This is a genomic window from Pseudomonas sp. P110(2024) (genome assembly GCF_057480795.1).
Genome location: NZ_JBLIYT010000005.1, coordinates 221311 through 247707, shown reverse-complemented (window position 1 = coordinate 247707; position 26397 = coordinate 221311). Strand labels below are relative to the sequence as shown.

General features: G+C 66.3%; 19 protein-coding genes and 1 pseudogene. 8 read left to right on the top strand and 12 right to left on the bottom strand.

Features of this window, described 5'->3' with window-relative positions:
- Positions 1-56: 56 nt before the first annotated feature.
- Positions 57-752: a metallophosphoesterase gene (locus AC25ND_RS10235; protein WP_186596908.1), complete on the top strand. Its 696-nt coding sequence runs from the start codon at positions 57-59 to the stop codon at positions 750-752.
- Here the strand turns inward: AC25ND_RS10235 and AC25ND_RS10230 are convergent.
- Positions 730-1350, bottom strand: a complete 621-nt coding sequence (locus tag AC25ND_RS10230; RefSeq protein WP_088852524.1) for a LysE family translocator — start codon at positions 1348-1350, stop codon at positions 730-732. The two genes, AC25ND_RS10235 and AC25ND_RS10230, sit on opposite strands and share 23 nt — an antisense overlap.
- 63 nt (positions 1351-1413) lie before the next feature.
- Positions 1414-2229: an AraC family transcriptional regulator gene (locus AC25ND_RS10225; protein WP_028688963.1), complete on the bottom strand. Its 816-nt coding sequence runs from the start codon at positions 2227-2229 to the stop codon at positions 1414-1416.
- Between the two features lie 136 nt (positions 2230-2365).
- Here AC25ND_RS10225 and AC25ND_RS10220 point away from each other — a divergent pair, with 136 nt between their 5' ends.
- The 3 genes and pseudogenes from AC25ND_RS10220 to AC25ND_RS10210 all read left to right on the top strand — a co-directional run bounded on the left by AC25ND_RS10220 (position 2366) and on the right by AC25ND_RS10210 (position 4247).
- The gene (locus AC25ND_RS10220) at positions 2366-2989 is read left to right on the top strand and encodes a LysE family translocator (RefSeq protein ID WP_028688962.1); all 624 of its coding nucleotides are present in this window, start codon (positions 2366-2368) and stop codon (positions 2987-2989) included.
- 523 nt (positions 2990-3512) lie between these two features.
- Positions 3513-3752: pseudogene (locus AC25ND_RS10215) on the top strand (methyl-accepting chemotaxis protein); the annotation flags it as partial.
- 36 nt (positions 3753-3788) lie between these two features.
- Positions 3789-4247 carry a CZB domain-containing protein gene (locus AC25ND_RS10210; protein ID WP_420917104.1) on the top strand — a complete coding sequence of 153 codons (459 nt, stop codon included), beginning with the start codon at positions 3789-3791 and terminating at the stop codon, positions 4245-4247.
- Here the strand turns inward: AC25ND_RS10210 and AC25ND_RS10205 are convergent.
- From AC25ND_RS10205 to AC25ND_RS10160, 10 genes are all read right to left on the bottom strand, one after another.
- Entirely contained in the window at positions 4235-4510 is a 276-nt protein-coding gene (locus AC25ND_RS10205) for a peptidylprolyl isomerase (RefSeq protein WP_008095636.1), read from the bottom strand. The two genes, AC25ND_RS10210 and AC25ND_RS10205, sit on opposite strands and share 13 nt — an antisense overlap.
- A 52-nt stretch (positions 4511-4562) precedes the next feature.
- Positions 4563-6512, bottom strand: coding sequence for an acetoacetate--CoA ligase (locus AC25ND_RS10200; protein ID WP_186596904.1), 1950 nt, complete (start codon positions 6510-6512; stop codon positions 4563-4565).
- A gap of 223 nt (positions 6513-6735) precedes the next feature.
- Positions 6736-7506 carry a 3-hydroxybutyrate dehydrogenase gene (hbdH, locus tag AC25ND_RS10195; protein WP_028688960.1) on the bottom strand — a complete coding sequence of 257 codons (771 nt, stop codon included), beginning with the start codon at positions 7504-7506 and terminating at the stop codon, positions 6736-6738.
- An 11-nt stretch (positions 7507-7517) separates the two neighbouring features.
- Positions 7518-8909: a GntP family permease gene (locus tag AC25ND_RS10190; RefSeq protein ID WP_028688959.1), complete on the bottom strand. Its 1392-nt coding sequence runs from the start codon at positions 8907-8909 to the stop codon at positions 7518-7520.
- A 264-nt stretch (positions 8910-9173) separates the two neighbouring features.
- On the bottom strand, positions 9174-10559 hold the full coding sequence (locus AC25ND_RS10185) for a sigma-54 interaction domain-containing protein (RefSeq protein ID WP_062363159.1): 1386 nt from the start codon (positions 10557-10559) through the stop codon (positions 9174-9176).
- Between the two features lie 91 nt (positions 10560-10650).
- Positions 10651-11667 (bottom strand): ABC transporter permease, encoded by a 1017-nt coding sequence (locus AC25ND_RS10180; protein ID WP_028688957.1) that lies wholly within the window; start codon positions 11665-11667, stop codon positions 10651-10653.
- Positions 11667-12725, bottom strand: coding sequence for a microcin C ABC transporter permease YejB (locus AC25ND_RS10175; protein WP_486976284.1), 1059 nt, complete (start codon positions 12723-12725; stop codon positions 11667-11669). Before AC25ND_RS10175 ends, AC25ND_RS10180 begins: the two co-directional genes overlap by 1 nt.
- On the bottom strand, positions 12722-14647 hold the full coding sequence (locus AC25ND_RS10170; RefSeq protein ID WP_486976283.1) for an extracellular solute-binding protein: 1926 nt from the start codon (positions 14645-14647) through the stop codon (positions 12722-12724). The genes AC25ND_RS10175 and AC25ND_RS10170 overlap by 4 nt, the downstream gene beginning before the upstream one ends.
- A 13-nt stretch (positions 14648-14660) precedes the next feature.
- Positions 14661-14942, bottom strand: coding sequence for a peptidylprolyl isomerase (locus AC25ND_RS10165; protein ID WP_028688954.1), 282 nt, complete (start codon positions 14940-14942; stop codon positions 14661-14663).
- Positions 14943-15021: 79 nt separating this feature from the next.
- The gene (locus AC25ND_RS10160; protein WP_028688953.1) at positions 15022-16083 is read right to left on the bottom strand and encodes a 3-deoxy-7-phosphoheptulonate synthase; all 1062 of its coding nucleotides are present in this window, start codon (positions 16081-16083) and stop codon (positions 15022-15024) included.
- A 743-nt stretch (positions 16084-16826) separates the two neighbouring features.
- Here AC25ND_RS10160 and mnxG point away from each other — a divergent pair.
- The 4 genes from mnxG to AC25ND_RS10140 all read left to right on the top strand — a co-directional run bounded on the left by mnxG (position 16827) and on the right by AC25ND_RS10140 (position 26366).
- Complete coding sequence (gene mnxG / locus AC25ND_RS10155; protein ID WP_486976282.1) at positions 16827-22679, top strand: manganese-oxidizing multicopper oxidase MnxG; 5853 nt, start codon at positions 16827-16829, stop codon at positions 22677-22679.
- Between the two features lie 404 nt (positions 22680-23083).
- Entirely contained in the window at positions 23084-25063 is a 1980-nt protein-coding gene (locus tag AC25ND_RS10150) for a cytochrome D1 domain-containing protein (RefSeq protein WP_062363171.1), read from the top strand.
- Positions 25060-25713: an SCO family protein gene (locus AC25ND_RS10145; protein WP_028688950.1), complete on the top strand. Its 654-nt coding sequence runs from the start codon at positions 25060-25062 to the stop codon at positions 25711-25713. The genes AC25ND_RS10150 and AC25ND_RS10145 overlap by 4 nt, the downstream gene beginning before the upstream one ends.
- Positions 25710-26366 (top strand): SCO family protein, encoded by a 657-nt coding sequence (locus tag AC25ND_RS10140; protein ID WP_182324263.1) that lies wholly within the window; start codon positions 25710-25712, stop codon positions 26364-26366. Before AC25ND_RS10145 ends, AC25ND_RS10140 begins: the two co-directional genes overlap by 4 nt.
- Positions 26367-26397: the final 31 nt, after the last annotated feature.

Here is a 26397-nt window from a genome sequence, read left to right as displayed (position 1 = left end):
GGCGGCTTGCCTGCCTATTTTACGCCGGTACGGGGCATAAGCAGAGGACTGATGCAATGAGCGCTTTTCGGCGGATGACCGCCAATACCCGCGGGCGTGACCTGGCCGTGGGTGATATTCACGGGCACTTCGAACGCTTGCAGGAATGCCTCGAGGCCGTCGAATTCGATCCGGCGGTGGACCGTCTGTTCAGCGTCGGTGACCTGGTCGACCGCGGGCCGGCCAGCCCGCAGGCGTTGGAATGGCTGGCCAAGCCCTGGTTCCACGCGGTGCAGGGCAACCACGAGTCACTGGCGGTCAATCACCTGCGCGGCGGGCGGGTTGACCTGGACATGTACCGGGCGGCCGGCGGCGGCTGGTTCCTCGACCTGCCGAAAACGGAGCAGGCGCGTTTCGTCGAGGCGTTCGAGCGACTGCCGATCGCGTTGCAGGTCGACACACCCAACGGTCCGGTCGGGCTGCTGCACGCCGACAGCCCGTTCGATGACTGGGAGCATCTATGCGTGAACCTGCAGGCTGGGGATGACCCCGAGGTGCGCGAGGTGTGCCAGTGGTCGCGACGGCGCCTGAAGGAGGGCGACAGCCGACCGGTGAAGGGCCTGCGTGCCTTGCTGGTCGGGCATACGCCAGTGCTGGAGGTGAAGGTGCTGGGCAACGTCTGGCACCTGGACACCGGCGGCTGGAGCCGTGGTCACTTCAGCCTGCTCGAGCTGCGGGGGCTGACGTTGCTCAGCCCAAGGCCAGGTGCATGAGCACGCCGCTGGCGAGCAGGATCAGCATCACCCCCGAAGTCCGTTCCAGCCAGGGCAGGGCGCGGGCGAAGCGGTGCAGCACCCGCTGATTGCCGATGGCCACGGCCACCAGCAGATCCCAGGCCAGGACGATGGCGAACATCCACATGCCATAGGCCAGCTTGGCCAGGGCGCCGCTGCTGGCGGTCATGCTGGCCAGGCTGGCGTAGAACAGTGCGTTCTTCGGGTTGAGGATGCCCGAGGCGAAGCCCATGCCCAGGCTGTTCAGCCAACTGCCGGCGTGGGATGAAGCATGGGCGGCGGCACCCGTCAGGCCGCTCTTTCCAGCATGGCGCAGGAACAGTTGCCCGATGTACAGCAGGTAGCCGCAGCCGGCCAGTTGCAGGGCGACGAACAGCGGGCTGCCGTCGCGCAGGAACGACACCCCGGCGAACGCCGCGCCAATGAACACGCCATTGGCCAGGGCGATGCCGGCGCAGGCGCCACTGGCCACCCGCCAGCCGGCGCTGGCCGAGGTCCGGGCCACCAGGAAAAAGTCCGGTCCTGGCGAGAGCAGGGCGAGGAAATGGGCGGTGGCGATGAGCAGGAACAGTTGCATGGTCGGGCTTCCAGGGAGAGGAAGCCGCAGTCTGTGGCGGGGCGACAGGGCGGGTATTGAAGATTATTGCAAGGCTGCGCGGTATGTCCCCGGTGTTACTCCGGCATGCGCCTTGAACACCCGCTGGAAGTGACTCTGGTCGGCAAAGCCCAGGCCGTAGGCGACTTCAGCCAGCGGCTGGCCCTGGCGCAACAGTTGCCGAGCCTTGTTTACACGGGCGTTGAGCAGGTAGGCATGGGGCGTCATGCCGGTGGCGAGGCTGAAGGCGCGGATCAATTGATAGCGCCCCATGCCGGCCAACCGTGCCAGGCGGTCGAGGCTCAGTTCGGCCAGCGTCTGCTCTTCGGCATGGCCCAGCAGGTCGCGGAGTGTCGAAGGTGGCAAGGGCGGCGCAGGTGGCAGGTGCGGATGGATGGAGAAGTCGTTGTCGCCGAGAAAGGCCACCAGTGCCGCCTCTTTCTCGAACGCCGTCGCCCTGGAAAACAGCAGGGTGTTCAGTGTGCAAAACCGCCGGTACAGAGCTGCCGAACGGCTGATCCGGGCCGCCGCGCTGGGCTGGTCGGCGGCAATCCCCGACTCCAGGCGCAGGCAACGCAGCCAATCGGCGTCCAGGTGCAGCATCTGGTAGCTCCAGGCCTGTCCGGCTTCGGGGTTGCAGGCATGCACCCGCTGGGCCGGCACGAACACCAAGGTGCCGGGTGCCAGCCGCACCTGTCCGTCGCCGGCCCCGGTGAAGCGGCTATGACCGGCATCCACCGCACCAATGGAAAAGCTCGGGTGGCTGTGGGCCTTGTAGCAGGCACGGCTGTGGCAGGCGCGTCGGCTCTCGACGTAGGGCAGGGCCGGGTCGTGCCAGATTTCGCTGCTCGATGGGGTCATGGCGAGAGGGCCTGGAGGGGAGCGCAGGGCGCCAGTCTAGCGCGTGCCTGCTGTTCCGGCCATTTACCGTGCCACTGTGCTTGACGCGCCTGCCCGCCGGGCGCGACGCTGCGACGGTCACCGCTGGAGAAGAATAATGGACCTGTCGAGCCTGCTGCTGTTCATCCCCGCCTGTTTCGCCCTGAACATGGCGCCGGGCCCCAACAACCTGCTGTCCCTGCACAACGCCAGCCGTTACGGCCTGCGCACCGCCTGCGTGGCCGGCGCCGGGCGCTTGCTGGCCTTCAGCGGCATGATTGCCCTGGCGGCCATGGGCCTGGCCGTGGTACTGCACACCAGCGAGTACCTGTTCCTGGCGATCAAGGTGCTGGGCGCTGGCTACCTGTTCTATATCGCCTGGCAGCTGTGGCGGGCGCCGGTCGGCGAGGCGGTGGTGGCCGGCGAGCAGCCGCGCGGCACCTGGAAGCTGGCGCGCCAGGAGTTCTGGGTGGCGGCGGGCAACCCCAAGGCCATTCTTATCTTCACCGCCTTCCTGCCGCAGTTCGTCTCGGTGGGCAGCGCCACGCCGGTGAGCGAGCAGTTCCTGCAGCTGGGCGTGCTGTTCCTGCTGCTGGAGTGGGCGGCCATCGCCATCTACGCCGGGCTCGGCGCCTACCTGCAGCGCTGGTTCGAACGGCCCGGGCCACGTCGGCTGTTCAACCGGGTCAGTGCCTCGCTACTGGGGTGCGCGGGGCTTGGCCTGCTCGCGGCTCGTCGTTGATCCGCTGTTTTTCAGTGCAACTGAGTATTGCCGCACTGTGCGCTTGCTGAGACCTTTCCCTGTTTCTGCCCGGCGCTTTTGCGCCGGGTGACAATAGGTGGGTCTATCCCGGGAGCGTGGTGTGAAGTGGTGGAGCAAGGCAGGTCGGCAAGACCCGCAGATCAAGGAGCTGAACCTCGCGCTCGAACGTAGCCGCTCACAGCTGGCGGCGTGGGAGCAGCGCGCCCGCGAGGCAGAATCGAAGGCCACGGAACTGGCACGGGAGAACCAGGTGCTCGCCCACCTGGCCGGCAACCTCTCGGCATTCTCGCATTCCCTGGAAATGACCCAGACCTCGTTCGCCAGCCTCGCCCACAGCATGGAGCAGGAAAGGCAGTACGCCATCCGCATCCAGGGTATCGCCAGCAGCAACCAGGCCAGCATTGATGCCATCGCGACCAATCTTGAGCAACTGGCCGATGCCTCCGGCGAGGCGTCGGAGAAGGTTGGCAGGCTCGATCACCAAGCCCAGCAGGTCGGTGGTGTGCTGGAGATCATCCGCGAGGTGGCGGACCAGACCAACCTGCTGGCCCTGAATGCGGCCATCGAGGCGGCGCGGGCCGGGGATGCCGGGCGCGGCTTTGCCGTGGTCGCGGATGAAGTCAGGACCCTGGCCAGGCGCACGGCGGACGCCACTGCCGAAATCGGCACGCTGGTCTCGGCCATTCGAGCCGACAGTGCGCAAAGCCGCGGGCATATCGCCAGCCTGGCCGAGCATTCGTCATCGTACAGCGGTGTTGGCCAGACGGCGGCCAGTACCATGCGCCAGTTGCTGGACATGTCGACGGTGGCGGAGGGTTCGGCATCGGTGTCGGCGCTGCGCAGTTTCTGCGAGCTGGCCAAGCTCGACCACCTGATTTACAAATTCCGCGTCTACAAGGTGCTGTTCGGGGTCTCGCAGGAGCGCGGCGCGGACTTTACCGACCATACCCTTTGCCGCTTGGGCAAGTGGTATCGCGAGGGGGACGGGGCCCTGCACTATGCACATCTTGCAGGATACAAGGACATCGAAGCGCCCCATGCCGCCGTGCACCGTTGCGCATTCGACGCCATTGATGCCCATGCCAGCGGCAATACCGCAGCGATGCTCAAGGCAGTGGCCGACATGGAAAGCGCCAGCCTGGCCGTGCAGGAAGGCTTGGAGCGCGTGGTCGCCAGTGGCGAACAATCGCCAGCGCTGCTGCAAAGGCGCCGCGCCGATGAGGCTCAGTCGCGGTAGAACGTCTGCACCAGGTGATAACCGAACTTGCTCTTGATCGGCCCGTGTACCACGCGCAGGGGCTTCTTGAAGATCACCTGGTCGATGGCGCCGACCAGCTGGCCCGGGCGCACCTCGCCCAGGTCGCCGCCGCGCTTGCCGGACGGACAGGTGGAGAATTTCTTCGCCAGCACGTCGAAGGCCTCGCCGTTGGCGATGCGCTGCTTGAGCTTTTCGGCTTCGTCAGCGGTCTTGACCAGGATGTGGCGGGCTTGGGCTTTCATGGGCTTACCTGTGCTTCGGGGCAAAAGGTCGACATTATGCCTGATGGCGTCATCAGCGTAACTCCGGTCTGTCGCGGAACTGCTCCAGCGCCTCGGGGTTGGCCAGCGCATCGGTGTTCTTCACCGGCAGGCCATGCACCACGTTGCGGATCGCCAGCTCCACCAGTTTGCCGCTGAGGGTGCGCGGGATATCGTCGACCTGGGCGATCACCGCCGGCACATGGCGCGGCGTGGTGTACTGGCGGATCACCAGGCGGATGCGCTGGCGCAGGGCGTCGTCCAGTTGCAGGCCGTCGCGCAGGCGCACGAACAGCACCACGCGCACGTCGTTGTGCCAGTCCTGGCCGATGGCCACGCTCTCCAGTACCTCCTCGACCTTTTCCACCTGGCGATAGATCTCCGCGGTGCCGATGCGTACGCCGCCGGGGTTGAGCACGGCATCGGAGCGGCCGTGGATCACCAGGCCGCCGCCCGGGATCTGCTCGGCATAGTCGCCCTGGCACCAGATACCCTCGAACTGGCTGAAATAGGCGTCATGGTAGCGGCTACCATCGTCGTCCCCCCAGAACCCCAGCGGCATCGAAGGAAAGGGCTGGGTACAGACCAGCTCGCCTTTCTCGCCAGTGATCGATTGCCGCTGTTCATTCCACACGTCCACCGCCATGCCCAGGCCCTTGCCGGCGATTTCGCCGCGGCGCACCGGCAGCAGCGGGTTGCCGAGCACGAAGCAGGCGACGATATCGGTGCCACCGGACATGGACGCCAGGCACACGTCGGGCTTCACCTTGGCGTATACATAGTCGTAGCTGTGTGGTGACAGGGGCGATCCGGTGGAGAGGATCAGCCGCAGGCTGTCGAGGCGGTGGGAGCTTGCCGGTTCGACGCTCGCCTGTTCCAGTGCGGCAAGGTACTTGGCGCTGGTACCGAAGGCATGGATCCCTTCGGCGTCGATCAGGTCGATCAGGCGCTCGGGGCCCGGATGAAACGGCGAGCCGTCGTACAGCACCAGGGTGGCGCCGACCGCCAGGCCGCTGACCAGCCAGTTCCACATCATCCAGCCGCAGGTGGTGTAGTAGAACAGCACGTCGTCGGCCTTGAGGTCGTTGTGCAGACCGTGTTCTTTCAGGTGTTGCAGCAGCACGCCACCGGCACGGTGGACGATGCACTTGGGCACGCCGGTGGTGCCGCTGGAGTAGAGGATATAGAGCGGATGGTCGAAGGGGAGCGCGGTGAAGGCCGGCGTGCCGCCGGGCGTGAAGTAGTCGGCCCACAGGGTCGTCGGTGTACCGATGAACTCATCGGCACGGGTCTGCGGCCGGGTGTGCGGCACCACCAGCAACTGCTCGACGCTCGGCAGCTGGGCCACGACCTGGTTGATCTTCTCCACCTGGTCGATGACCTTCCCGGCATATTGATAACCGCCGCAGGCCACCAGCAGCCTGGGCGCGATCTGCCCGAAACGGTCGATGATGCCGTGGGTGCCGAACTCCGGCGAACAGCTCGACCAGACCGCGCCAAGGCTGGTGGCGGCGAGCATGGCCACCAGGGTTTCCCAGGTGTTGGGCATCACTGCGGCGATACGGTCGCCGGGCTGGATGCCGGCGTGCCTGAAGGCCTGTTGCAGCCCGGCGACCTGGGCGGCCAGTTGATTGTGGGTGAGGCTGTGGCGGGCGCCGTCCTCGCGCAGGGCCACCACGGCCGGGCGGTCGTCGCGGCGTAGCAGCAGGTGCTCGGCGACATTCAGGGTGGCGCCGCGGAACCAGCGGGCCTCGGTCATGTGCTCGCCTTCCTCGAGGATGCTTGCCGGTGGCGTGTGCCAGCGCACATGGAAGTACTCGGCCAGGGCCTGCCAGAACTGTGGGCGCTGTTCGATGCTCCAGCGGTGCAGGGCGGCGTAGCTGTCGAGCTGGAGGTTGAAGCGCCGGTTGACCCGGCGGCGGAAGGCTTCCATCCGGCTCGCTTCGATGCGGGTGGTGGAGGGGCGCCAGAGGACGTCGTTCATGCCGGGACCCTCGGTAATGGCTACTGGTCTGATAACAGGCAAGCGCAATCCCTGGAGCGGCCTTGCGTCGCGAAAGGGCCGCGCAGCGGCCCCAGGGTTTCAGCGTTGACGCACCAATCGGCGGGGCTGCTACGCAGCCCTTTCGCGACGCAAGGCCGCTCCTACGAAAAACGTGTATCCCTGATCATTCGGCGTCAGGTCGTCCTTACTCCACTTTAGCCGCTTACTGGGCCAGCCAGCCGCCATCGACGTTCCAGGCGGCGCCACGCACCTGGCTGCCGGCCTCGCCGCACAGGAACAACACCAGCTCGCCGAGATGCCGGGGCGTGACGAAGGCCAGCGAGGGCTGCTTCTCGGCCAGCAGGTCGTGCTGCGCCTGCTGCGCGTCGCCCCCATTGGCGGCGCGGTCGTCGATCTGCTTCTGCACCAGCGGGGTCAGCACCCAGCCCGGGCAGATGGCATTGCAGGTGACGTTGCTGGTGGCGGTCTCCAGGCCGATGACCTTGGTCAGGCCGACCACGCCGTGCTTCGCGGCGACGTAGGCGGCCTTGCCGGTGGAGCCCACCAGGCCGTGCACCGAGGCGATGTTGACGATCCGCCCCCAGCCCCGCGCGCGCATGCCCGGCAGGACCAGGCGGCTGCCGTGGAATACCGCCGACAGGTTCAAGGCGATGATCTTGTCCCAGGCCTCCACCGGAAATTGCTCGACCGGCGCCACATGCTGGATGCCGGCGTTGTTGACGAGGATGTCGACCGCGCCGAATTCGCGCTCGGCCAAGGCGAACATCTGCTCGATCTGCGCCACGTCGGACAGGTCGGCGGGGTGGTGGGCCACCTTGACCCCGTGCTGCCTGATCTCGGCAATGGCGCCCGCCGGGTCGCCAAAGCCGTTGAGCAGGATATTGGCACCGGCCTCTGCCAGCACCTGGGCTATCCCCAAACCGATGCCGCTGGTGGAACCGGTGACCAGTGCGGTCTTGCCTTTGAGCGTCATGCCGTTCTCCTTCATACGATGCCGGTGGCGTAGAACGTGGCGATGACCACGAATACGGCCAGGGTCTTGATCAGGGTAATTCCGAAAATGTCCTTGTAGGCCTCGCGGTGGGTCAGCCCGGTCACCGCCAGCAGGGTAATCACCGCGCCGTTGTGCGGCAGGGTGTCCATGCCGCCGCTGGCCATGGCGGCGACCCGGTGCAACACCTCCAGCGGGATGTTCGCCGCGTTGGCGGCGGCGATGAAGCTGTCGCTCATGGCCGCCAGGGCGATGCTCATGCCGCCGGAGGCGGAGCCGGTGATGCCGGCCAGCAGGGTGACGGTGATGGCCTCGTTGACCAGCGGGTTGGGGATACCGCGCAGGGCGTCGGCCAAGACCAGGAAGCCCGGCAGCGAGGCGATCACTGCGCCGAAACCGTATTCCGAGGCGGTGTTCATCGCCGCCAGCAGGGCGCCGCTCACGGCGCTCTTGGTGCCTTCGGCCAGGCGCTGGCGAATGCTGCCGAAGGCGCACACCAGCACCATCAGGATGCCCACCAGCAGGGCCGCCTGCACCGCCCAGATCGCCGTGAGCTTGGCCACGTCGCTCTGCACTGGCGTGGCCATGCCCGGCAACTGCAGGGTGTGGCTGGCCCCGTACCACTGCGGGATCCAGTGGGTGAACAGCAGGTTCATCACCCCCACCAGCAGCAGCGGCGCCAGGGCCAGCCACGGGTTGGGCAGGGCGATGTCGTCGGCGGTTTCCGGCTCGTTGCGCAGGTTGCTGCCGTAGCCTTCGCCCTTGCGCTGGGCCTTGTTACGCTGGCGTTGCAGGTAGAGCATGCCGGCGCAGAACACGAACAGCGTGCCGATCAGCCCCAGCCAGGGCGCGGCCCAGGCGGTGGTGTTGAAGAAGGTGCTGGGGATGATGTTCTGGATTTGCGGGGTGCCGGGCAGGGCGTCCATGGTGAAGGAGAACGCGCCCAGGGCGATGGTCGCCGGGATCAGCCGCTTGGGAATGTCGCTCTGGCGGAACATCTCGGCGGCGAACGGGTACACCGCGAACACCACCACGAACAGCGACACGCCGCCGTAGGTAAGCAGGGCGCAGACCAGCACGATCACCAGCATGGCCTGACGGGTGCCGAGCAGGCGAATGGCGGCGGCGACGATCGAGCGTGAGAAGCCCGACAGCTCGATCAGCTTGCCGAACACGGCGCCGAGCAGGAATACCGGGAAATAGAGCTTGATGAAGCCGACCATCTTCTCCATGAACACCCCGGTGAAGGCCGGGGCCACGGCGGCGGGGTCGGTGAGCAGCACGGCGCCAAGGGCGGCGATGGGGGCGAAGAGGATCACGCTGTAGCCGCGGTAGGCGGCGAGCATCAGCAGGGCCAGGGCAGCGAGGGCGATGAGCACGGTCATCCTAAGGGGATCTCCAACTGTTGTTTTTATGGTTGGAATACCAGTAGCGGGAATTGTGCCAACTTGTTAAGTCATTGAAATTATTGATTTTTATTAGATTTATAAAGGTCGATGTCTCGAATTTGAGAAAGTGGGGCCGCGTTGCGGCCCATCGCCGGCAAGCCGGCTCCCACAGTGGATTGCGGTACGCCATGTGGCAGCCGCCTTGCCGGCGATCGAGGGCGCAACCATCGCGCCGGTCTCAATAAGGAGATGTGTATCTCCTTATTGAGACTCAATGTCCAGCGCCACCATCTTTTTGTACAAGGTCGACCGTCCCAGCCCCAATGCCTGCGCTGCCTCCGGCACATTCCCGCCAGTGCGTCCCAAGGCCCGCACAATCAGCCCGCGTTCAAACTGCGCACAGGCCTCCCGGTACCCCAACTGCGGTGCCGTCTCGGCCACCGGGCTCAATGGCCCCAGCGCGTTCATCAGATCATGCACGCCCAGCCGTGGCTGGTCGGCCAGCAGGGTCGCCCGTTCCAGCACATTACGCAGCTCTCGGATATTCCCCGGCCAGGCATGGCGCCCCAACAGTGCCTGGGCCTCGGCCTCCAGCTCATACTGGCTGCCCAATTCGGCAAGAATCGCCTCGCACAGCGCCGGCAGGTCCTCCAGGCGTTCGCGCAGCGGCGGCACCTGCACCGGCAGCACATTCAACCGGTAGTACAGGTCGGTACGAAACGCTCCCCGGGCCATCGCCGCCTGCAGGTCGATGGAGGTGGCGGCGATGATCCGCACATCGCTGCGCAGCATCTGGTTGCTGCCCACCGGCTCGTATTCCTTCTCCTGCAGCACGCGCAACAGCTTGCTCTGCAGGGCCAGGGGCATGTCGCCGATCTCGTCGAGGAACAGCGTGCCGCCTTCGGCCAGTTGCAGCTTGCCGCTGCGGCCCTTGCGGTCGGCGCCGGTGAAGGCCCCGGGAGCGGTGCCGAAGAACTCGGCCTCCAGCAACGCTTCGGGGATCGCCGCGCTGTTGATGCTGACGAATGCCTTGTGCGCGCGCGCCGAGGCGGCATGGATGGCGTGGGCCAGCAGTTCCTTGCCGGTGCCGGTCTCGCCGAGCAGCAGCACCGGTGAGTCGCTGGTCGCGCCGCGGCGGGCGCGGCGCTTGGCTTCAAGGCAGGCCGGGCTGCTGCCGACGAACTGGGCGAAGCTGTAGCGGGCCTGGCGCGCACGCAGTTGCGAGCGGGTCGAGGCCAGTTCCTGCTGCATGCTGGCATAGCGCTTGAGCAAGGGCGACAGGCTGCGCAGCTCGTCGAACAGGGCAAAGCCAATGGCGCCGATCAGCGCGCCCTGGTCGTCGTGGATCGGCAGGCGCATCACCACCAGCGGCTCGTTCGACGTGTCGAGCATGTCCAGCAGGATCGGCTTGCCGTTGCTCACCACCTCGCGCATCAGGCTGCCGGGGATTACCGCCTCGCAGGGCTGGCCGATGGCGCTGGCGGCGTCCTGCAGGCCGAACCGTCGGGCATAGCGCTCGTTCATCCAGACGATGCGCGCCTGGCGGTCGACGATCACCGTGCCTTCGCTGGATTGCTCGATGATCTCGAACAGCGAGCGGATGGCCAGTTGGCGGACCTGGGGGTAGTCCTTGAGGTTGTCGTGCATGGAAGACGTATCCGTTGAGACAAGTGTCGTGCGCCCCTGTAGAGCGGCCTTGAGTCGCGATAGGGCCGCTCCTGCAGTGACCGAGGTAAGGCTATGAGCGGGGATCGAACGCCTCGCGCAGCGCATCGCCGATAAATACCAGCAACGACAGGATCAGCGCCAGGGCAAAGAACGCGGTAAAGCCCAGCCACGGCGCCTCGAGGTGCTGCTTGCCCTGGGTCACCAGCTCGCCCAGCGAAGCGCTGCCGGCGGGCATGCCGAAGCCGAGAAAGTCCAGCGCGGTGAGGGTGGTGATCGCCCCGGTGAGCATGAAGGGGACATAGGTCAGGGTCGCGTTGAGGGCGTTGGGCAGGATATGCCGCAGCATCACCTGGGTATCGGACAGTCCCAGTGCGCGAGCGGCCTTGACGTATTCCAGGTTGCGCCCACGGAGGAACTCGGCGCGCACCACATCGACCAGGGTCAGCCAGGAGAACAGCGCCATGATCCCCAGCAGCCACCAGAAATCCGGCTCGACGAATCCTGACAGGATGATCAGCAGATACAGCACCGGCAATCCCGACCACACTTCCAGCAGGCGCTGGCCGAACAGGTCGACCCAGCCACCGTGGTAACCCTGCAGGGCACCGGCCGTCACGCCGATCAGCACGCTGAGCAGGGTCAGGGCGAAGGCGAACAACAGCGACACCCGTGTGCCATACAACACCCGCGCCAGCACATCGCGGCCCTGGTCGTCGGTGCCCAGCCAGTTGCTCGCGCTGGGCGGGCTGGGGGTGGGCACCTGCAGGTCGTAGTTGGGGGTATCGGCGCTGAACGGGATGGGCGCGAACAGCATCCAGCCGCCCTGGCCCTCGATCAACTGGCGCACGTACTGGCTGCGGTAGTCGGGCTGGAACGGCAGCTGCCCGCCGAACTGCTGCTCGGTGTAGCGCTTGAGCGCCGGGGTGTACAGCTCGCCCTGGTAGCCCAGCAGCAAGGGCTTGTCATTGGCCACCAGTTCCGCGCCCAGGCTCAACAGCAACAGCCCGGCGAACAGCCACAGCGAGATCCAGCCGCGGCGGTTGTCGCGAAAACGTCGCAGACGGCGCCGGGCGATGGGCGAGAACATCAGCGGCCCCTCGCGTCGAAGTCGATGCGCGGGTCGAGCACCGTGTAGCACAGGTCGCCCAGCAGGCGGATCAGCAGCCCGGCCAGGGTGAAGATGAATAACGTGCCGAACACCACCGGGTAGTCTCGCGACACCGCCGCCTCGTAGCTCATGCGCCCGAGGCCGTCGAGGGAGAAGATCACTTCGATCAGCAGCGAGCCTGCGAAGAACACCGTGATCAATGCCTGGGGCAGGCCGGCCACCACCAGCAGCATGGCGTTGCGCAGCACATGGCCGTACAGCACCCGGCGCTCGCTCAGGCCCTTGGCCCGTGCGGTGACCACGTACTGGCGGGCGATCTCGTCGAGGAAGGCGTTCTTGGTCAGCAGGGTGAGGGTGGCGAAACCGCCGATCACCAGGGCGCCAACCGGCAGCACCAGGTGCCAGAAGTAGTCGGCGACCTTGCCCAGCAGGCTGAGCTGGTCGAAGTCCTCCGACACCAGGCCGCGCACCGGGAACCAGTTGAGCGAGGTGCCGCCGGCGAACAGCACGATCAGCAGCAGGGCGAACAGGAACGAGGGCAGGGCGTAGCCGATCACGATCAGCGCGCTGCTCCAGGCGTCGAAGCGGCTGCCATGGCGCACCGCCTTGCGAATGCCCAACGGGATCGACACCAGGTAGGTGATCAGCGTGGCCCAGAAGCCCAGCGACAGGGTCACCGGCAGTTTCTGCACGATCAGCTCGGTGACCGTGGCGCCGCGAAAGAAACTCCGGCCGAAGTCCAGCCGTGCATACTGGCCAAGCATCAGCCACAGCCGTTCGGGCGCGGACTTGTCGAAACCGTACTGGAGCTTGATCTCCTCGATCAGCTTCGGGTCCAGACCGCGGGTGGCGCGGGACTCGCCCTGTACTGCCTCGACGCGGGCACCCGGCGCGCCGCCGCCGATGCCCTGCAGGCGCGCCACGGCCTGCTCCACCGGCCCGCCGGGCGCGGCCTGGACGATGGCGAAGTTCACCAGCAGGATGGCCAGCAAGGTGGGGATGATCAGCAGCAGGCGGCGCAGGATGTAGGTGGTCATGGCGCGCTCCGCAAGCGCTCGGCCATCCGTGGGTTGGTCAGGGCCCGGGGGCTGACTTCCCACCAGGTGTCCAGGCCTTCGTCATAGGCCGGCTGTACCTTGGGCAGGCCGAAGCGGTTCCACCACACCGTCGAGCTGCCCGGCGGGTAGTAGTTGGGAATCCAGTAGTAGTTCCATTGCAGCACCCGGTCCAGGGCGCGGGCGTGGCGCTGCATGTCGGCCTGGCTGGTGGCGCGTACCAGGCCGTCGAGCAGGCGGTCCACCGCCGGGTCCTTGAGCACCATCAGGTTGTTCGAGCCCGGATCATTGGCTGCGGCGGAACCGAAGTAGTTGTACTGCTCGCTGCCCGGCGACAGGGTCACCGGGTAGCCGGTGACGATCATGTCGTAGTCGCGGGCCATCAGCCGGTTGACGTACTGGGCAGAGTCGACGTTGCGGATGTTCAGTTCGACGCCGATCTGCGCCAGGTTGCGCTTCCACGGCAGCAGCAGGCGTTCCATCCCCGACTGGCCATTGAGGAAGGTGAAGCTCAACGGCTGGCCCTGGGCATTGACCAGTCGATCGCCCTGGGGATGCCAGCCGGCGTCCTGCAGCAAGGCCAGGGCCTTCAGTTGCTGCTGGCGGATGATGCCGGAGCCATCGGTGACCGGTGCGTTGAATACCTGGCTGAACACCTGGTCCGGCACCTGGCCGCGCAGCGGTTCGAGCAGCTTGAGCTCCTCGGCGTCGGGCAGGGCGCGGGCAGCCAGGGGGGTGTTCGAGTACAGGCTCTGCTGGCGGATGTACATGTTGCGCATCATCTGCCGGTTGCTCCATTCGAAGTCCCAGAGCATGGCCAGGGCCTGGCGCACGCGGCGGTCCTTGAACTGCGGCTGGTCCAGATTGAACACGAAGCCCTGGGCGATCTGCGGCTTGGCCGGAGCCAGGTGGGCGCGCTGCAGGCGCCCGTCATCCAGCGGGGCACCGTTGTAGCCGAGGGTGTAGGCGGTGGCGGAATACTCGCGGTTGTAGTCGTAGCCTCCACCCTTGAGCACCTGGCGGGCCACCTCGGTGTCACCGAAGAATTCGACGCCGATGCGGTCAAAGTTGTACAGCCCGCGGACGACCGGCAAATCCCGCGCCCACCAGGTCGCATCGCGCTCGAAGGTGATGCTGCGGCCGTTGTCGATCCTGCTGATGCGGTAAGGGCCGCTGCCCACCGGCTTGTCGAAGCCGGCGCCGTTGGCGAAGTCGCGTTGCTGCCAGTCGTGCTCGGGCAGCACCGGCAGGCCGGCCAGCTCAAGGGGGAGCGTACGGCCATGGGGCTGTTTCAAGTCGAAGCGCACCTGACGCGGGCCTTCGACCGTGACCGCGGCGACATCGGCGAACTGGGTACGAAACTTGAGGCTGCCCTGGTTCATCAGCAGCTCGTAGCTGAAGCGTACGTCTTCGGCCCGTACCGGCTTGCCGTCGGCGAAGGTGGCGCGGGGGTCGAGGTAGAAGCGCAGCCAGGCGTCATCGGGGCCGCGCTCCATGCGCTGGGCGACAAGGCCGTATACGGTGTAGGGCTCATCAAGCGAGCGCACGGCCAGCGGTGCGTACAACCAGCCATCGACCTGGCTGACGCCGATGCCTTTGTCGATGTAGGGCAGGACATGGTCGAACTGGCCGATCTCGATGGCCGAGCGGCGCAGGCTGCCGCCCTTGGGGGCGTCGGGGTTGACGTAGTCGAAATGGTGGAAATTCGCGGGGTAGCGCGGGGCTTCGGCGTAGACGGTGAGGGCGTGGGTGGGGGCGGCATGGGAGGTGGCAGTCAGGCACAACAGCATGAACCCACACAACAACTGTGGGAGCGGGTTTACCCGCGAATGCGTCAGCTCAGGCAACGATGTTGCATGGACCGGCGTATTCGCGGGTGAACCCGCTCCCACAGGGTACGTCATCGGCTGCGATGACTTAGTCCTGACGGCTGGTCACTTCCAGCAGGTGGTAGCCGAACTGGGTCTTCACCGGACCCTGGACGACATTCAGCGGCGCGCTGAAGACCACGGTGTCGAACTCGCGAACCATCTGGCCCGGGCCGAACGAACCCAGGTCGCCGCCCTGACGGCTGGACGGGCAGGTAGAGTGGGCCTTGGCGACTTCGGCGAAGTCGGCGCCGCCTTCGATCTGTGCTTTGAGTTCGTTGCACTTGTCTTCGGTGGCAACCAGGATGTGGCGGGCGGTGGCACGGGCCATGGGTACTGCTCCTTGGGATCGAAAAGGCAAGCCTAGCGCACTTGTTCGTGCCGTGTCTCGCAAGGCTTGCCATAGAGGCCTACAGGCGAGCGGCGGCCTCGCGCAGCAAGGCCTCGGTCGCCTCCCAGCCCAGGCAGCCGTCGGTGATCGACACGCCGTACTTCAGCGCGCCCTTGCCCAGGGCCTGGCAGCCATCGAACAGGTGCCCTTCGAGCATTACCCCGACCAGCGAACGGTCGCCGGCCAGGCGCTGGGCAAGCACATCCTCGAACACCGCCGGCTGGCGAGCCGGGTCCTTGCCGCTGTTGGCGTGGCTGCAGTCGACCATGATCCGTGGCGCCAGCCCGGCCTTGGCCAGGCCTTGGCGGGCCAGGGCGACGCTCTGGGCGTCGTAGTTCGGGCCCTGGTGCCCGCCGCGCAGCACCAGGTGGGTGTCAGGGTTGCCCAGGGTCTCGATGATCGCCGGGTGGCCTTGGACGTCCATGCCGAAGTGACGGTGCGGGTGGGCGGCACTGCGCATGGCGTCGCAGGCGATGCCGATTCCACCGTCGGTGCCGTTCTTGAAGCCAACTGGCAGCTCCAGGCCGCTGACCATCTCGCGGTGGATCTGCGACTCGGTGGTGCGCGCGCCGATGGCGGCCCAGCCCAGCAGGTCGTCGAAGTAGCCGGCGGCCATCGGCTGCAGCAGCTCGGTGGCGATCGGCAGGCCGCGTTCGAGCATGCCCAGCATCAGGCCGCGGGACAGGGCGATGCCGGCGTGCATGTCGTCGCTGCCATCAAGGTGCGGATCGTAGGCCAGGCCTTTCCAGCCCACGGTGGTGCGCGGTTTCTCCACGTAGGCGCGCATCACCAGCAGCAGCTTGTCGTCGACGTCACGGCTGAGTGCGGCCAGGCGGTCGGCGTATTCGAGGGCCGAGCGCGGGTCATGGATCGAGCAGGGGCCGACCACCACCAGCAGACGTGCGTCGCGGCCTTCGAGGATGGCGCGGATTGCCTGGCGGTGAGCGTGGACTTGCTGGGTGAGTTCGCAGGACAGCGGCATCTGCTGCTTGAGCAGGTGCGGGCTGGGCAGGCGCTGGCTGACGGTGGTGTTGGCAGCGTGCGGTTGGGTCAGGGGCAGGGCGAGGTTCGAGGCTTGCATGGCGTTTTTTCCCTGGGCGGACGGCGGGTTCTGGCCCGCGTCGTCGGCCCTATCGAGGTGTTCGACTGATCGTCAAATGGGGTGTCTGTGGGGCATTGCCACCGGAAATCGACCGAACGGAGGCGGCAGGCTGGCCCGAACGGAACTGGCTAAATCGCCATGCGAAAGTGCGGTAATAGGTGGTGTAGTTCATGTCGCTGTCCTCAAGGTAATCGGTATGTTTCTTGGGTCCGGAAAAGCAAAACCCCCGGTCGGGGAGCCGACCGGGGGTTTGAGTATTCTCATGTTCGGCGGCCCCTCGAAGGTGGGCGCCGGATGGGTCATCGGCGCCTAGTGGCTAAACCAATACCCGAAATAAAAGCTGGCAACGGCGTTACGACCGGCAACGGCCAGCACGCGGTGCGCGGAGCGACCGGTGTGGTTGGCGTGGTTGCGGGTTTGTTTCGTCATGTTGCTCTCCAGTGATTGGGACCGAGCTTACTGCACCTTTGCGCTGGCGTTCAATCACTAAATGCTATTGGGGTCATTGTGTTCCTGTACTGGCCTTATCGCCGGCAAGCTGGCTGCCACGGGAATGTGCTGGCAAAGGCCTGCGTAGCAGCCCCTGATTCGGGGCATGCCACTGGGTGATTTTCCCCGAATCGCATCGTCATAATTCATAACCTATTGAAAAATAGCAGTTAATTGGCTGGCATGGCCCTTGCTCACCTTTGTGCATATTCCTGTGTTTCCGGAGGTGCCCCATGTCGACCCCTCGCAAAGGCCCGGTCCTGTCCACCTTCCTGCTGGCCCTGCTGGGCTGGCAGGTCTCCAGCGAGGCCGCGGTGCAGTGCCAGCGCACGCTGGTGGCCAACGTGGTGGCGCTGGATCAGCCGCTGATGTTCAACCGCCTCGGCGCGCAGAACGCCAACGGCATGATGTACGCCCTGCGCCAGGACGTGGTGGATGAGCACCAGGTGCCCTTGGGCAAGGGCGGCGCCGCGGTGCCGGGCAAGGTCACCCTGCGCCCGGACAAGCGCCCGCGGCCGATCGTGCTGCGGGTGGCCGCCGGTGACTGCCTGACGGTCAACCTGACCAACCTGCTGGCCTACCAGGCCAACCCCAACAAGCACGGCATCGACCATGACGAAACCGGGGGCGAAGGGGAGGAAGAAGAGGGCGCCGAGGTCGAGAACGAAGGCGGCGAGCACTTGGTTGCCGACGAACAGGTTCGCGACCGTCACGTGGGCTTCCAGGTGAATGGCATGCAGGCGGTCAACACCATCGCTGATATTTCGGCCAACACCGGGCGCAACGGCAACTTTCTGGTGGCCCCCGGCAGCACCCGCAGTTACACGTTGTACGCCGAACGCGAGGGTGCCTTCGCCGTGTCCAGTCGCGGTGCGCCGTTCGGCGGCGAAGGTAATGCCGGCAACGTCGCCAACGGCCTGTTCGGCCAGGTGGTGGTGGTGCCCAAGGCCGGCCGCACCTATCGCAACACCCTGACCGAGGAGGAAATGCGCCTGGCCACCACTGGCCGCACCGCCACCGGTCAGCCGGTGATCGACTACGAGGCGCGCTATCCGCAGGCCCAGCCGTGGGTCGCCGAGGGCAAGGCCGGCAGGCCGATCATCGCCATGGTCGACGGCAACGAGATCCTCAACAGCGAGACTGACGCCATCGTCATGGGGCCGAATCCCGACGGCAGTTTCCCGAAAGCCACCTACCCGCTGGAAAGCGTCGGCAAGCGCAACCCTGCGTTGCCCAACCGGCTCGAGGCGTTTCGCGACTTCGCCTCGCAGTTTGCCGACGAAGTGGCAGGCACCCAGGCATTCCCTGGCTACTGGGCAGACCCGGTAATGGGGCATGTGCTGGAGCCGACCCGCGATTCGTTCATGATCAACTATGGCTCCGGCGGCATGGGGGCGGAGGTGGTGGCCAACCGACTCGGCGTCGGGCCGATGCACGATTGCCTGTCGTGCGCCTACGAGGAATTCTTCCTCAGCGCCCATACCGTCGGCGATGTCGGGACGTTGGTGGATATCCCGGCCAACGTTGGGCTGGAGCACATCCGTCCTGGCGAAACGCCGCCGGCCAGCGCCACCGGGGTCAAGGCAACCATGGCCCTGTACCCGGCCGAGCCTGCCAACGTGCACCACAGCTACATCGGCGACTTCACCAAGTTCCGCAACACCCACAACGGCCACGAGCAGCACATCTTCCACCTGCACGGACACCAGTGGCTGTTCAATCCCAACGACGACAATTCCGACTACATCGACGCCCAGGGCATTGGCCCTGGCGTGGGCTACACCTACGAGATCGCCAACGGCGGTTCGGGCAACCGCAACCGTGTGGCGGGCGATGCCATCTATCACTGCCATTTCTATCCGCACTTCGCCCAGGGCATGTGGGCCATGTGGCGGGTGCACGATGTGTTCGAACCGGGTACCCGCCTGGAGGTCAGTGGCGAGGGCGCCAACGGCTTCCACAGCACGCCGTTCGCCTTGCGCAATGGCAAGCCGGCCCAGGGCGCCCGTGCGCTGCCGGACGGCGAGATCATCGCCGGCACGCCGATCCCGGCCATCGTGCCGTTGCCGGGCAAGGCCATGGCGCCGATGCCGGGCAAGGTCACCGTGGTGCCCAAGCTGTCCGAGACCCTGGTCGCCGGGCATGAAGATGACGATGAAGAGGAGGAGGGCGATGATCATCCGGATCAACCGCCCATCCCGCGCGCCGTCGGTTCCCTGGCCCTGGTTGACCGCAGCGAGACCAATCGCAACGCCGACGGCAGCCTGAAGAACCCAGGCTACCCGTTCTGGATTGGCGGCATGGAAAGCAGCGTCGGCCAGCGCCCGCCGACCCCGCCGCTGGACATGCTCGACCCGGCCCTGGCCCGCCAGCTCAAGGACAGCGGCAAGGCGCTGTGGGCCAACCTCGACCCCAACCAAGTCGACGGCTGGGACGGCGGCCTGGGCCGGCACACCCTTGACGGTGTGTCTGCCGGTGGCGATGCCGTGACCACCACCACCAAGCTGGATTTCTCCAAGGTGGTGCACAAGGCCAAGCCGATCTACCTGCCCGAGGAGGGCACCGAGGTCGAGCAGGCTGCCATGCAGTTCCACGCCAAGGCCGAACATCCAAGCTTTGCCCTGATCCCCGGCGGCGCGCCGGTGGCCAAGGCCTTTCGCACCAACGGCGCCTTGCCCACGGCGGGCGCGCCGTTCTACGAGCCGTGCATGGACGACCGCGGCAAGCGCCTGACCCAGTCCTCGGGCGTCGGCGAGTTCTTCAGCGGTGAAAACCTCACCGGCATGAGTTTCCGCGGTTCGTCCACGTTCACCGCCGACCGCCCGCGCATCTACAAGGCGGCCAACATCCAGTTCGACGCGGTGTACAACAAGGTTGGCTACCACTTCCCGCAGGCGCGCATCCTCGCCCTGTGGGAAGACGCCTGGCCGGTGATCACCAAGCAGCGCCCGCCGGAGCCGCTGGTGATGCGCATGAACACCTTCGACTGCACCCAGTACGTGCATACCAACCTGATCCCGTCGTTCTATGAGATGGACGACTACCAGGTGCGCACGCCAACCGACGTGATCGGCCAGCATATCCACCTGCCCAAATGGGACCTGACCGCCGCCGACGGCTCTGCCAACGGCTGGAACTACGAGGACGGTATCCTCTCGCCCGGCAGCGTGGTCGAGCGTGTGCATGCCATCCGCAGCTTCAACAACTGCACCGAGGGCGACACCCGCGACGGCACCGCCGCCTGCCCGAAAGCCAAGCAGCATCCGTATTTCGGGCGCTTCGGCCGGGCCGATTGGCTCGGCGCGCGCAGCGCCATGCAACGCTGGTTCGCCGACCCGCTGGTGAACGTGTACAACGTCGATCGTGGCCTGGGCACCATCTTCACCCATGACCACCTCGGCCCATCGACCCACCAACAACTGGGGCTGTATGCAACCGTGCTGGCCGAGCCCGCCGGTTCCACCTGGTACCACGCCGAGACCGGCGAGCAGCTGTACAACCCGGCCACCCGCCAGGACGGCGGCCCGACTTCGTGGCAGGCGGTCATCCAGACCGGTGACCACGACGGCGATGGTAAAAACGACAGCTATCGCGAGTTCTTCCTTGAGTACAGCGACTTCCAGCACGCCTACGAGGCGGGTGTATATGTCGGCGCAGGGCCTAACGGCGTACCTGATGGCCAGGCGTACCCGCCGACCGCCGACAGTTTCCGCTATGCCATCAATCCACCGGTGCGGGGCAAGGCGTCCACCCTGCTGGAGGCCATTGTCGAGGAACGCGGTGGCATCAACCCCGGCTGTCCGAGCAGGCCATGCCCGCAGGCGATTTCGGTGGATGATCCTGGGATGTTCGTCGTCAACTACCGCAACGAGCCCCTGGCGCTGCGGGTGTTCGATCCTGACAAGGTCGGTCCCGACGGCAAGCGCGGCATGCAGGCCGACGGCCTAGGTGGCGACCTGGGCTACGCCTTGCAGACCCGTACCGACCGTGCCATTCCGGCGATGAACCTGGCACCGTCGGCGATTACCCAGGCGGTGGGTCCCACCGGCGGCACCACGCTGTTCCCACCGCACATCAACAAGGCCGGCAGCGAGCCGGGCGACCCGTTCACACCCATGCTGCGTACCTATTCAGGCGACAACGTGCGCCTGCGCATGCATGCCGGTGGACATGAAGAGGAGCACAACGTCACCCTGCACGGGGTCAAGTGGCTGCAGAACGGCTCGGGCTTCGGCAACAGTTCCAATTCGGGATGGAAGTCGTCGCAGATGATCGGCATCTCCGAACAATTGGGCTTCATGGCACCGGTATCGATGATCTCCAGCTCCGCCGCCACCAACGGCGACTACCTGTATTCGCTGGACGCGGCACTTGAGGGCTATTGGAACGGCATCTGGGGCATCATGCGCAACTACACCGCTCAGCGTGCCGACCTGTTCCCGCTGCCCAACAACCCGCAGCCGGTAGCCATGCGCAACACCGTGAACTTCGACGGCATCTGCCCGAAAACCACGGCCAACGCCAATGGCATCGGCACACGGCCAACGGTCAAACGGAGCTATGAAGTGGTCGCGGCGCTGGCCAACGATATCCTCGAGAACCGTAACAGCGTGACCATCAGCGACCCGAACGGCGTCGGCCAGCATGTCGGCGGCCCGCTCAAGGCCAATGGTGGCACGCTGGTGTTCAACAGTCGGCGCACCAGCATCCCGCTGGTGAGCGGGGTCGACCCGGAGGATGGCGAGACCTTCACCATCGGGGGCCATGGCGCGCCGCTGCACGACCCGACCGCGATCCTCTATGTGCGCAAGGCCGATCTCGACCCAAGCAGCGGCAAGCTCAAGGCAGGCGTGCCGGTGGAGCCATTGATCCTGCGCGCCAACGCCGGCGATTGCATCAGCGTCACCCTGGAAAACCGCCTGCCGCTGGTGATGCCCGACCTGCCCAGCACTGCGGTGATGCACAACGTGGTCAAACGCGATCGCTTCGCCAGTGAAGGCGCCACGGCCTTCGCCAACAACCTGATGCGCCCGTCCAGTCATGTTGGCCTGCACGCGCAGTTGCTGGCGTACGACATCACCAAGTCGGACGGCGTCAACGTCGGGCTCAACCCGGTGCAGACCGTGCCGCCGCGCACCGGCAGTAGCGGCGCGTATCCGACCAAGGTGTACCAGTACTACGCCGGGCATCTGGAGCGCGAGGGCAAGCCGACCCTGCAACTGGGTCGTACAGTGGACAACATCAACACAACCGCCATCGAGTTCGGCGGCCTCAACCTGACCCCGGCCGATGTCATCAAGCAGCCGCAGAAGGGCCTGGTGGGCGCCATGAGCATCTTGCCGCAGAGTGCCACCTGGACCGAGGACACCGCCAGCCGTGCCCAGGCCACGGTGAAGGTCAGTGGTCAGGCGGACTACCGTGACTTCGTCACCGTGTGGCAGCGGGCGCTGAACATGCGCTGGGCCGACGGCGCGCCGGTGGCGGGTATCAATACCGAGGGCAACGGTGCGGCGGGCGATCCGCAGGACAACGGCAACATGGCGGTCAACTACAAGACCGAGCCGCTGTGGCTGCGTTTCGGCATGGCCCCGGACTCGCCGTTCGGCCATGCCGACGGGTTGGGTTTCGCCGACATCCCCAACGCGCACATGGCCTACAGCAATGCCCTGGTCGGCGGTGATCCGCAGACACCTGTGCTGTACGCCAAGCCTGGGCAACCGGTGCGCAACCACATCGTCATGCCCAGTGGCGGCAGCCGCGGCATGACCTATCAGTTGGACGGGCACCTGTGGCCGTTGCACAACTACCAGGCCGAGAAGAGCGATGTGGACGGCTACCCCATGGGGATGCCAGGCATCGGCTCGGTGCGGTTCGGCTACAACCCTATGGCCATGTACATCGGTGCGCAGGAGAGCGTGTTGCCGGCGGCGCACTTCAGCTTCATGTTGCCCAGCGCCGGTGGGTCCAATGCGGTTCCGGGAGACTATCTGTTCCGGGATTATGCCGCGTACGGAAATACCTCGGGGTTGTGGGGCATCCTGCGGGTGACCAACGAGGCGCCGCCGGCCACGGCGCCGGCGCAGTAAAAGGGGGCTGGTAGCCTGGCTTGGGAGTGGGGGAGGCCACCAGCTCTCTGGCGACAAGTATGCAGCGCCTATGAGATCGAGCGCCGCCCGCACGGCGCGTTGCCAGCTTGCCGGCGACGCGCCATGCGGGCGGCGCTCGATTTCATAGGCGCTACAAGGCGTTCGTCTTACACGCATCGCGCATTGAGCCTGAAGGGGGGCGCAAAGCGCCCCCGTGTTTGGGGCAGCCTCCCCAATACTCTCCGCTTGTTTCTCCAAAACCCTGATTTAAAACAATTTTACTGATGGCATAGCGCTTGCTTCCACCCTCCACAGAACCCTTGAGCCCCGTGGAGGTGCAGCATGGTCATCCCGCTCGAAGGCGCTGCCCCGTGCGCGCCCATACCCGCCAACGGAGTACGGACATGAACCGCAAGCTACGCCCAGCCTACCTGGGCCTGCTGCTGGGCACCGCGCTGATCGGCCTCGGCGTGGCCTACGAAAAGCTCTGGTGCGACCCCCGCGAACTGCTGCAGGAGGCCGCCGATCCCCAGGCCCTGCACACCCTCAGCCGCGACGGCGTGACCGTGGAGTTCGAGGCGCGCCCCTTAAGCGGCGGCGAACTGCGCGAGGGCGACTTTGCCAATATCCGTTTCAAGGTCAGCGACCAGAGCAGTGGCCAGCCGCTGTCGGGCATGGCTCCCGGCGCCTGGCTCGACCCCGCGCAGTCGGCACCGGTGGGCGACCGCGACAGCAGCTGCAAGGCGCGGGTGGCGCTGTTCCTCAAGAGCAGCATCGGCGCGCGTCCGTTGCTCGATCTGAACAGCTACTTCCTGCTGGTGCTGAACAAGGACGCCAGCCTTACCGTGATCGACCCGACCGTGTCGGTAGGCGGGGTCACCAGCACCCTGGCGCGCATCGACCTGCCGGGACGGCCCATGGACTGGGTGGCCACGGGCGATGACAAGCAGGTGTTCGTGTCCATGCCCGAACGCAACCAGGTGGCGCTGATCGACTCCGAGACCTTCACCCGCGTGGCCACCCTGGAGGCCGGCGAGCAGCCGCTGCGGGTGGCGCTGCAACCCGACCAGCGCCTGCTGTGGGTGGGCAACAACAGTCAGGACCCGGCCAAGGGCGGGGTGACGGTGATCGACGTCCCCAGCCGGACCATGCTCAAGTCGTTTGTCACCGGCTCTGGCCACCACGAGATCGCCTTCAGCGCCGATTCGCGCTTCGCCTTCGTCAGCAATCGCGACGGCGGCACCCTGAGTGTCATCGACACCGCGCAGATGCGCCTGGTGAAGACGCTTGAGGTCGGTCCGCATCCGCTATCGGTGGCTTACTCGCCCTTGTCACAGGCGGTGTACGTGGTCGATGGCCAGGAGGGCACGGTGCGGGTGATCGACGCGCGCAGCCTCAGCCTGCGCCACACGGTCCAGGCCGAGCGGGGCCTGGGGCCGATGCGTTTCAGCCACGATGGCCGCTACGGCGTGGTGCTAAACACCCTGGAGAACCAGGCGCTGGTGATCGACGCCAGCACCGACCAACTGATCCACCGCATCCCGGTGGCCGCCGAGCCCTACCAGCTGACCTTTACCAAGGCCTACGCCTACGTGCGCGGCCTAGCCTCGCCGAAGGTGAGCATGATCAACCTGGCAAGCCTGGGGCAGGGGCGCACGCCGATCGTCCAGGGCTTCGAGGCCGGCCCGGCGGCGCCGCGCCAGGCCGGTGATCTGCCGCTGGCCCAGGGCGTGAGCAGCTCCCGCGACGACAACTCGGTGTTCGTGGTCAACCCGGTGGACAACACCACCTACTTCTACGCCGAGGGCATGAACGCGCCGATGTCGGGCTACAACAACCGCGGCCACCAGGCCCGCGCCGCGTTGGTCATCGACCGTAGCCTGCGCGAGGTGGCCCCAGGGGTATATGGCTCGACGGTCAAGCTGCCGGCGGCCGGCACCTTCGACGTGGCGTTCCTGCTCAACCAGCCGCAGATCATCCACTGCTTCAGCACCGAGGTCGCGGCGCTGCCGCAGTCGAGCCTGCGCAAGCGGGCCCATGCCGAATTCATCGGCACCGCCCGGCCGTTGCGCCAGCACGCGCCCTACATGGCCCAAGTGCGCATCCTCGGTGAGGACGGCAAGCCGCGCCAGGGGCTTGAAGACCTGAGCCTGCGCTACTTCCTGGCGCCTTCGTCGCTGCCGCGCAATGTAGCGCTGGTCGAGGTGGGCGAGGGGCTCTATCAGGCGCCGCTGGAACTGGCCACGGCTGGCGCCTGGTACCTGCATGTGCAGTCGCCCACCCTCGGGCGCAGCTTCGCAGAAGACAACTACACCAGCCTGCGCGTCCTGCCGGCCGCAACGGCACCAACCGCTTCCCAAGGGGAGCCCAGGAGTGTGCGATGAACCGTCCGCAGGGTGGAAAACTGTTTGGCCTGAGCCTGCTGCTGGCCAGCAACCTGGCCTTGGCGCATGCCGGCCACGACCATGGCGGCCAGCCCGAAGCCCCACCGGCCGCCCACCAGGAAAAGGCCAGTGTGCGCTTCGCCGACGTGGCGCTGCTGGATCAGGACGGCATGCCGATACGCCTGGAGAAGGATCTGGTGGGGGATCACCTGGTGGTCATGGGCTTCATCTACACCAGTTGCACCACGGTGTGCCCGGTGGTCTCGTCAATCATGAGCAAGGTCCAGCAGCAGCTGGGCGGGCGGGTGGGCGAGGAGATCCGCCTGGTGTCGATCAGCATCGATCCGCAGCGCGATGATTCGAAACGCCTGGCCGGGTATGCCCGGGCGTTCCAGCACGGGCCGGGGTGGAGCTGGCTGACCGGCTCGCCCTATGCCATCAGCGAGACGCTCAAGGGGCTTGGCAGCTTCAGCGCCAACCTCAGCGAGCACCCGCCGCTGATCCTGGTCGGTGACGGGCGCAGCGGGCACTGGACGCGTTACTACGGCTTCACCGACCCCAACGTGCTGATCGGCGAGATCAACCGCCTGAGCGCACGCCGGGTGCACGCCAAAAGCACAGCCATTGCCGGGCAGGAGGCACAGCCATGAGCGCGCAGACTTCTCGCCACGCCGGCATGCGCAGCCTCGACTGGCTGGTGCTTGGTGGCTGCCTGTGGATCCTCGCCTCGGTCGCGTTCGCCCACGAAGGTCACGCGCCGGCACCGCAACCCGCGCCGCAGCCGATGGTCAGCGGCAGCGGCACCCGCGATGCGCAGGCCTGGTTCACCGACACCGTGCTCAAGGACCAGGACGGCCGCGAGCTGCGCTTTTACAGCGATGTGCTCAAGGACAAGGTGGTGATGCTCAACGTGATCTTCACCCACTGCAACGACGCCTGCCCGCTGATCACCCGCAAGTTGCGCGAGGTGCGCGAGGCCATGGGGCCGGAGCTTGCGGCGCAGGTGACCTTCGTCTCGGTGAGCAGCGATCCTTTGAACGACACGCCCGAGGTGCTCAAGGCGTTTGCCCGCAAGCAAGGGGTGGAGGGGCCGAACTGGCTGTTCCTGACCGGCGACAAGGCCAGCGTCGACCTGGTGCTCGGGCGCCTGGGGCAGTTCCTGCCCAGCCCCGAGCAGCATTCGACGCAGTTGATCGCCGGCGACGTGGCAGGCAAGCGCTGGAGCAAGATCCGCCCGGACGCGCCACCGGCGGCGATTGCCCAGCGCATGCAGCTGCTGGCTCAGCCGCTGGCGGGGCGGTGAGCGCATGAACAGGCGCACCGTCGCTCCCACG